Below are 8,950 nucleotides of genomic sequence, written 5' to 3'. Positions count from 1 at the left end.
TGTATTGTTAATGCTTATTTTAAACTTACATAATTACAATTCATTATTTCGCGTTATACTAGGTTCCCTCATATCAAAATTAAATAACCGTAAAATATGGGCAACAAAAATCGCGATTTTCGTTGTATGAAGTGTCAAAACTTACAATGATTTTGTTTTTAAGTGGCAAGTGGATAGAAATACCTTTATGAAAAAACTTTTTTTACAAATAATATATGTACTTTTAAAATGAATGAGGAACTATCATTTATGAATTTCATAAAGGTATTTTCAGTGATATTTCTTGTTTTAATATTATCCATTTTGAATCTGTTATTTTTAGATATTCAATTAGGGTTTCGTTTCTTGGTCATTTGCTATGTTATCTATTTAGGAATAGAAGTTGTAGGCAGATCAGCAGAAATATTTTTATTTGTACTGATACTGCTTGGAGCAATAGGGAATTTCTTTGTTCTAGTATCTGGAGATGTAGATATTCAACGAATAAAACCAATTCTCGAACATGGATGGGAACCTTGTTCTGCAAATAACTTTTCCATATCTTTTCATGTTTTTGTTAATTCGATGACAGTTAAGGGGGTTTTTGGCAAGACTGATGAAACCAATAGTTCACCAAATTCTCGTATGTTTCTACCGCAAATATATAAAAATTAAAGACAATAGCATGCAATGATCCATTCATATATTTCCCGAAAATTTCTTTTACATATTGTGTAAAGGTTAAATTAGGATACGTACGAAATAAATAGTAAGTAATTGAGAAGTAGAACTAATCCACCACACATGGCTAGAAGTATAGACAGCCAGATGTCTTTGCCTGCAGATGTCCCTAGGCCAAATATAAACATCATAGAAAACAACTGAATGGCACTTATTTTTGCTTTTTCCATTCCCTAAGAAATCCATTCTTTCTAATAAAACTTATCTGTAAGACTTTGTGACCATACCTGTGCGTCGAATAATAGCCTGTACGTTTATGTGGATGTTTGTGTGTGGAAAAATGTTATTTTCCCACTTGAATTGGATTTTTTTCCATACGTTTTTGTTTGAAATGTTAATTTGATCACCAAAATTAAAGACATCTGTTTTTTCTTTTTGTGCTGTTTTTAATGCTTGCGCTATTTCTTTTGATCTGTACTTCCAATTGTCCTTCTAATCTTTCAAGATTTTCCGATTTGCTAAGGTCGATAGCACAATTATTTTCTAAAATGATTCCTTCTGAATGGACAGTAAGGGTGATCTCCGGTTATTGTTTGTTTATTTTTACATCAGAAGTTGTTTTTGATCGTATCAAATTAATAGCAATGGCATCCTTTTTTTCACCACAGACGAGGCTTATCACGGTAGTTTTTATATCATCAGATGCCCAATTCATCCCGCGTGAAGTATCTTTGTCGAGCCATTTTATTAATTTTCTATCTTTGAAAAGACCAGCTCCATTAATAGTAGCAGTAGACAATGGAGAGATTTGTTGCATATTGGATAGTTTATTTCCTTCTTTAACACTTCCTTTTACTTGGATACCAGTAATAATAAAGCTTCCCTTTTTTAATTTCATAATCACCTGATCTGCCCGAATGACTTTATAGACTCCCCAATCCCTTTCGGAGTACTTTAATGTATCTATTATTTTTTAGAAGGAATGGTTTCTAACGCTGTCGTTAATTCCAAAGAATTGTTAGCCTTATGGGAACCTTTGGTGATCAGGATCGGAAATAGTAATCGAAAGTGTGAATCTCGTTCAATAACATCAAATAAATCCCCGATTCCTTCTTTTGCCAATTCTTCACTAATCACCATAGCAATCGTAAGAAACTGGCAATCGTCCATCGTAAATAGTAATCTTTTGCAGTTTGGAAAAATTGATTCCAACTTGCAGGGACGATGAGAGCTGTAGGCGTTTCATTTACAAAAATCACAATACGTCCTTCTAATAAATTTCTTGCAACAACATCAGGACGTTCCGTGATAAATATCGTTGGCCAAGGAGTAAAAGTCTCATCAGAAATCCATTCTTCAATCGAGTTGGAACCATGAACTTCATCTACATTTATTTTCTTCAATCTTTCTTTCAATTCAACAAGCAGCTTGTTGTTGACAATGCCTTTTATATACATGATTCCTAAGCCCGTTTGTGTAATTTCTCCTATCTCCGTGGTTTCCAGCCATAGATGAGGGCTTTTTATACGTCGTCTAATCATTGCAGTATTGCTAATTAATGACTCTGTAAAGCTATCACGTGGTCCTCAGACAGAGGATTCTGCTATAGGTTCTGAAATAGGACGAAGTGCTCCTCCTTGAGCCGCACAAGCATAGCCCTGATCCCAACCATCCACTAGAACGATTGTTTCCCCAGATAACAGCGACAGGAAAAGTTTGTTCCAGTTTTTAATATCGCCTACGTTTGTTATGGAAATAATGTGTTCTTTTATATAAGAACCTACTTGTTTAGGAAGATAAGGTTCTTCTTTTTCTGTGAAGTTAATGTCATCCATTAGCCTCTCTATTATGAATGATCCTAATATCTCTTTATTGGTTAATCCATTTATATAAATTGATGCCACTTTGTGAAGAAAGGGAATTCCCATTTTAAATTGGCGTACCACTAAATCTCTGCTGTTACCTAAAGTTTTCATGATAAAATTTATATTTTTTCCTATCGATGAATGTAATTTCTTATCACCTGAAGTTATTTTTGTTTCAGTATACATATGAACAGTTTCCTCTGATTTTTTGTTTTTTTCATTAACCGATTCCAAATACTGTTCATTAGTAAAATCCTCCACATCCAATAACATGGATCAAAAAATGTACTAAGTACATTTTTTTCCATTTTCCCCCTTTTATTCAACCGGATAATGAGGAATATCCTTGATTTGCTATTATTTATGGTACAACAGTTGTTTTCTTGTTATGATAGAAAAATGACTGTTGGAGCATTGTCATATTCTTTTCCTCGATTTTTCGTTAAGATGGAATAACAAATATTTAATTTGTTGTGTGATACATAATTGTTTGGCCTAATGTGAATGTGGAAGGGAAGCACGCTATGGATAAGATATTGATCTATTTTCCATTTAAACTAGCGGAAAAGGCTGATAGTGGATCTAAGGTACGCCCGTTAAAGATGATTGAAGCGTTTCAAAGTTGGGGAAACCAAGAAGGCTTAGAGGTAATTGTTGTGTCTGGTGAATCCAAAGAACGAGCTTTACAATGGGATGAACTTGTCCGTCAAAATACTTTGACGAATGTTCGCTTCTGTTATGCAGAGAACCAAACGATTCCTATATGGTTAACGGATAAAGATCATATTCCGAAAAAACCATTTCTCGATAAAAAAGTATTTCAATATCTAAAAAAACATAAAATACCAATGGGAATTTTTTATCGTGATGTATACTGGAAATTTGATGAGCTATACCCTTTAAAAGGGATAAAAAAGAGAATGATGCAATGGTTATATCGAAAAGAAGAGAAGTTTTATGAAAAGTATGCTGATGCTATCTTTTTGCCTAGTTTAGAGATGGGAAAGTATGTCGCTATTAATCGTACCAAAGTAGCACTTCCTCCAGGGGGAAAAGAAGTCATTTTTCACAAAGCAGAGCGGGATGATAATCTTGTCAAAGCAATATATGTTGGCGCTGTCCAACATGCCGATAATGGCCTCCCATTGATGTTAGATACTTTGGAGGAGATTAAAACAGAAGGACTGCCTCTTGCATTGACAGTAGTATGCAGAGAAGCTGAGTACAATGGTCTGGCAGCTGAGCAAAAAGAAAAAATGAATCAATTGCAAGTGGATGTCAAACATTTGTCTGGATTAGAGCTGGACAAACTTTATGAAGAGCATGATTTTGCATATCTTCCAAGGACAAAAAGTACCTATAATGATTTCTCTGTACCAGTAAAGTTGGTAGAATACTTATCGAATTATTTACCTGTTTTGGCTAGCAATTGCACCGCACAACAGCGATTTGTAGAAAGTGGCCCATACGGTGTAGTCGCAGAAGCAAATGCAGATTCCATGGTAGAAGCTACAAAGCTTATGATGAATCAGCATCGAACCTATTTACAGACGATTCAAGAAAAGTTTTTGGCAGATAATTCATGGCTGTCAAGAGTGAGAACGGTGAGTAATACATTAACAAAAAGAAAAACGGAGTCTTAGATAATGAAAATTGCTTTATTTGCACCAAGCACATCTACACATACACAAAAATGGGCACTGGGATTAAAAAAACATGGACAAGATGTTTGTGTTATTACTTTTGCAAATCATTACTCCAAAGAGCATGCTGAAAAAGTAGAAACATATGCGTTGCCACAGTATTTACCTGGAAAACTCTCTTATTTGACTACTGTATTTGCATTTCGTAGCTTGTTATCGCAAATAAAGCCTGATATTATTCACGCACATTATGCATCTAGTTATGGTTTTGTTGCGGGTTTAGCTCGGATTAATCCCTTATATTTATCGGTATGGGGAAGCGATATTTATCAATTTCCGAAAAAATCTTTAAATAAAAGAATACTGGCTTTTTCGTTGTCTTCAGCTACTTATATTTGTTCGACAAGTAAAGCGATGTTAGAAGAAACGAAGAAGTATACGGATAAACATATTGATCTTATTCCATTTGGGGTTGATACGGATCATTTTTCCCCCAATCCTTTTGGGAAATCAAGTGGTGAATTCCATATCGGGATTGCTAAGAGTTTAAAAGATATATATGGGTTTCCTAAATTAATCGAAGCTTTTGCGAAGCTAGTAAAAGAAGAAGATGTAGTTCATTTGGTCATTATAGGAGATGGTCCAGAAAAAGAGCGGTATCAGGAGATGGTAGAAGATTACGAAATAGTTGATCAGGTCACTTTTGCTGGCTTTGTACCTCAAGAGGAATTGCCGCAATTACTTACGCAATTGGATCTGTTTGTGTTACCATCTGAGAGTGAGAGCTTTGGAGTATCTGCATTAGAAGCACAAGCTTGTGGTGTTCCAACTATCGTTAATAATGTCGGTGGACTCCCGGAAGTAGTAAAACATGGAGTAACAGGTATCATTATGCCTAATAATAGCCCCGAAGAAATATACAAAGCAATGAAAACACTGTTAAATGATGACTATAACAGACATCAAATGGAGGCGAATGCAGCCCAATTTGTCAGAGAACACTATCAGTGGAGCGACTGTGTGCAGAAGATGGTCAATTTATATGAAAAAAGTTTAAAGCAAAATCACATGGAAACTAAAATAAAAGGATGAATAAATAATGACAGAAGAAGCGAAAAAATCGTATGCCTTTTACGATTATCTAGCTTTTATTTGGAAGAAAAAGTTTTGGGTAATAGCAATCCCTGTAATTACAGTAATCATCGCAATACTTATTAGTGCATTTACAAAACCTACTTACCAAGGTTCCGTACTTTTTAATGTGGCAGACGCTACAGATGATAAAGTAACAGTTCCAGACATCATTATGTCTCGTTATCAATCATTGCTGCCAAAAGATTTGCAACCTTCACTTCAAGTGATTGTTCCAAAATATAAACAGGTACAGATGCAGATAAGCGGAAAAGACAAAGAACAAGTAAATGAAGGGTTTCAAAAGGTAGCAAAAACTTACTATGCAGATTTACAACAAGTATACCAACAAAAAAGAAATCTCTCGAAACAATATGCAGATTCCTTACAACAACGTGTGACAGCTTTAGAACAGGCTGCAAAAGCGATCAAGCCATCTTCTGTTAACACACAGTCATTAGAAGCTTTCACAACTTTGCAGTCAGAGTTGGCCACAACTCAAGATCAATTGCAGTCCAGTAAATTGGATCTACTCAGTGCTCAAGCTCCTGTGATCGTACCGCCGAGCTCATTGGCTAATCTTGCAGTAATGCAAAAAGCTTCCCCATGGAAAGCAAATATCGCTATTGCTTTGTTGACTGGAATTATTTTGGGATTGGTTGTAGTGACGCTCTGGAAATATGTGTTGGATGCAAAATCATCTCGAAATTGACCATGTAGGAGATGTTCTCTTTGTTAGCCCAATTAAAAAGATTAGCTGGAGACTCATTTTTATATGCATTAATGAGTGTCAGCACCAAGTTAATAGCATTCATCATGTTTCCGATTTATACTCACTATATCCAACCGGATGAGTATGGAGTATTGGGAATCATTGATGGGACAATAGCTATTCTCGGTTATTTTGTTATTTTCGGTACAGATACTGCTTTAGCATTTTATTATTTCGAAGAAAAAGATTCTGAAAAGAAATTACAGTATGTGCAAAATGTGATGGCTTTTCGTATATTCGTTGCTGTGGTACTCACTCTTATTGCTTTATTGGCAGGCAATCATTTGATACCATGGCTCAATATAAGCAGCGAATTGATGCCGTTTTTCTATTTATCACTAGTAACACTCATTCTCGATTCGATAAATGTTTTAGCACTTACTGTATATCGTTATGAGATGAAGACATTACGTGTTGTTTTATTGACAGTAGCCAAAATGTTATTCATAGCGATATTGTCATATTTTTTATTGGTTTATTGGTCTGGATCAATTGGAAGCATTGTTTGGGGTAGGATAATAAGTATTGCTATTGTAATCCTATTGTCAGGCACACAAATGATAAAGTACTTGAGACTGCGTTTTGATAAAGATATTTGGATAAAGGTTTTAAAGTATGGAGCACCATTAGTTCCTGCATCGCTTTCTTTTTGGGTAATGGGTACATCCAATCGCTATATTATTGCAGCGATGGATAACACAACATCTGTAGGGATTTATGTAGCAGCTTTTCAATTTGCATCCATGATTAGTTTATTGACCTATGGTATTCAAATGGCATGGCGTCCGTATTCTATGCAGATGAAAGATCATCCGGATGGAAAATCATTTTTTTCCAAAGCATATACCATTATCTTTACTATCGGTATGTTTGGGATTGTATTGGTAACAAGTGTCATGCCATTAGTCATACTGTTATTGGATCCCAAATACCAAACGTCTTATCAATATGTTGGATTTTTGTCTTTAGCTTCATTTTTAAACTTTTTCTATATTATTGTTTCATCGGGGTTACTGTTTGCCAAGAAAACCAAATCAATCTCGACCATCCTTATTCTTGCTGCAGTGCTTAATATTGTTTTAAATATAGTAATGTACATTCCATTTGGTCTATGGGGAATAGTTATCTCAAATGTTATCGCTTATTTGCTCACTTGTATATTAGTCTTTCAACAAAGCCAAAAATATTATCATGTCCCAATACAAATGGGGAAAATGTTATTTTTATTTATTCAAAGTGTAATAACAATTGCAGCGATGGTATATTTGCAAGTGCATGAATTTGCGTGGTATTATCAAGCTCTTCCTTGGATATACTTTATCGTTTCGTTAGCTATATGTAGGGTTGATCGTGATTTTAGAAGCTTAAAAACCAAGTAGTCATCAGGGGGAAGTTGTCGTGATTTGGATTTTAGTTTGGGTTCTTACTCTAATCATCGGTGTTCTGTTTCTTCATAAAAGTTCAGGTGGTTTTTCAGTTAGCAGACCAAATTTACACTTGGTGATTTTTGGGTATGTTTTTCTATTATCCAGTTTAATTGGTTCATTGCTGATTGTACTGAATATAGATCGCTCCTATATTATTAATAAACTTCTATTTCCTGAAACAAGACAACTTGGTTTTATGTTGGTATGCAGTTCCTTTTTAATCTTTTCGTTTACTACCTGGATTGTATCTAAAATCGTTGGTTTCCACGCAAATAAAGAATTCAATGCCTATTGGGTATCTGCTGTAGATGAAGTTTTTGATACAGATAAAAATAAAAAATTATTTTACACCCTTTTTTTGATACTGAGTATTATTAGTATCTTATCCGTTATCTATACTTTGGTGCATACTAGTACAATCCCATTGTTTTCTGCTATTACTGGTAATACTGCTGATCTAGCAAAAGGTAGAATTGATGCCAAAGAGGGATATACAGGGATTGTGTACGTGAAAAATATATTAGCGATTGGTCTCACACCTTTGTTATCGCTTGTAGCTTTTGCATATGCTTTAAAGACGAAGTTGTGGAAATGGAGGACTCTTTTTGCTGTATTATTTGGATCTTCCATAATTATATTGGTGTATAACTTTGAAAAAGCTCCAACTTTGTTTTATATGATTATGCTGATCCTCACTAGTATTTATGTAGGTAAATTACGTTTAAATTTACGTTGGATTATGCTGTTTGGTGCAATTGGAGTTGCTTATATTATTGTAATGTATACACTGCTTGGAGCTTCTGGAAGTTCTACCTTTTTAAACTATTCACAAGGGCCTATTGGGCGAATTATATTAACACAAATTGCACCAATGTACATATTTGTGGATCGTTTTGGTGAAGTATATCCATTTCTTCATCTCTATGGGCTGCCTGAAGCAATTCTACAAATGTACGATGTGGATCAAATGAGAGGCGCAAGGGTAATTATGATGGACTTATTCCCAGAAAAAGTTCAGGAAGGAACAGCTGGGGTTTTAAATACATTATATGTTGGAGAAGCTTTTGCAACATATGGAATTTGGGGAGTTATGCTGGCTTCCGTATATCTTGGGATATTTGTGCAGCTTTTATATGTTTTGTTCATTCGATTACCAAAACATCCTGTGTTCATCAGTTTATTTGTGTTTTTTATCATCAATATTCCCCGGGCAATGGTGGGTGGATTTTCTGATCTGGTGATCAATCCAGTGTGGATTGTATTATTTGTATTGGTTGTTATCCCCTATGCAGTCGTAAAGTTAAAAGATACATTGCCGTCTTCAATAAAAAAAGTTAAAAAAAGTAGTTGACTTTGTTTTTTCCAAGTGTTATATTATTACTTGTCGCCGCGACAGTAGCGGACAGACACAAAAAACAAAGTTGTTCCTTGAAAACTGAAGAGTGAGATCAA

At 34.8% G+C, this 8,950-nt stretch carries 9 protein-coding genes and 1 pseudogene; 6 read left to right on the top strand and 4 right to left on the bottom strand.

What is annotated here, in order from left to right; all coding sequences use genetic code 11:
• The first annotated feature begins 249 nt into the window (after positions 1-249).
• A complete protein-coding gene (locus tag AC5WOC_RS21030; RefSeq protein WP_496057387.1) occupies positions 250-654 on the top strand; it encodes a GerAB/ArcD/ProY family transporter in 405 nt (134 codons plus the stop codon).
• 267 nt (positions 655-921) lie between these two features.
• Here AC5WOC_RS21030 and AC5WOC_RS21025 read toward each other — a convergent pair whose 3' ends face one another.
• The 4 genes and pseudogenes from AC5WOC_RS21025 to AC5WOC_RS21010 all read right to left on the bottom strand — a co-directional run bounded on the left by AC5WOC_RS21025 (position 922) and on the right by AC5WOC_RS21010 (position 2,588).
• Positions 922-1,122, bottom strand: a complete 201-nt coding sequence (locus AC5WOC_RS21025) for a Ger(x)C family spore germination C-terminal domain-containing protein (RefSeq protein ID WP_496057388.1) — start codon at positions 1,120-1,122, stop codon at positions 922-924.
• A 124-nt stretch (positions 1,123-1,246) separates the two neighbouring features.
• Complete coding sequence (locus AC5WOC_RS21020; RefSeq protein ID WP_496057386.1) at positions 1,247-1,558, bottom strand: Ger(x)C family spore germination C-terminal domain-containing protein; 312 nt, start codon at positions 1,556-1,558, stop codon at positions 1,247-1,249.
• 68 nt (positions 1,559-1,626) lie between these two features.
• Complete coding sequence (locus AC5WOC_RS21015; protein ID WP_496057385.1) at positions 1,627-1,830, bottom strand: Ger(x)C family spore germination protein; 204 nt, start codon at positions 1,828-1,830, stop codon at positions 1,627-1,629.
• Positions 1,794-2,588 (bottom strand): annotated as a pseudogene (locus AC5WOC_RS21010) (spore germination protein). Before AC5WOC_RS21010 ends, AC5WOC_RS21015 begins: the two are co-directional and overlap by 37 nt.
• A 461-nt stretch (positions 2,589-3,049) precedes the next feature.
• Between AC5WOC_RS21010 and AC5WOC_RS21005 the strand changes: the two are divergent.
• From AC5WOC_RS21005 to AC5WOC_RS20985, 5 genes are read left to right on the top strand one after another with little or no spacing between them, the layout of a single operon-like run.
• Positions 3,050-4,168 (top strand): glycosyltransferase, encoded by a 1,119-nt coding sequence (locus AC5WOC_RS21005; protein ID WP_496057384.1) that lies wholly within the window; start codon positions 3,050-3,052, stop codon positions 4,166-4,168.
• A 3-nt stretch (positions 4,169-4,171) separates the two neighbouring features.
• Complete coding sequence (locus AC5WOC_RS21000) at positions 4,172-5,260, top strand: glycosyltransferase (protein ID WP_496057383.1); 1,089 nt, start codon at positions 4,172-4,174, stop codon at positions 5,258-5,260.
• A gap of 7 nt (positions 5,261-5,267) precedes the next feature.
• Positions 5,268-6,011: a hypothetical protein gene (locus tag AC5WOC_RS20995; RefSeq protein WP_496057382.1), complete on the top strand. Its 744-nt coding sequence runs from the start codon at positions 5,268-5,270 to the stop codon at positions 6,009-6,011.
• 20 nt (positions 6,012-6,031) lie between these two features.
• Positions 6,032-7,450 (top strand): lipopolysaccharide biosynthesis protein, encoded by a 1,419-nt coding sequence (locus tag AC5WOC_RS20990; protein WP_496057381.1) that lies wholly within the window; start codon positions 6,032-6,034, stop codon positions 7,448-7,450.
• Positions 7,451-7,469: 19 nt separating this feature from the next.
• The gene (locus AC5WOC_RS20985; RefSeq protein ID WP_496057380.1) at positions 7,470-8,849 is read left to right on the top strand and encodes an oligosaccharide repeat unit polymerase; all 1,380 of its coding nucleotides are present in this window, start codon (positions 7,470-7,472) and stop codon (positions 8,847-8,849) included.
• The last annotated feature ends 101 nt before the right edge of the window (positions 8,850-8,950 follow it).

Source organism: Shimazuella sp. NTD247 (genome assembly GCF_059510415.1).
This window is presented reverse-complemented; position numbering and strand designations above follow the sequence as displayed.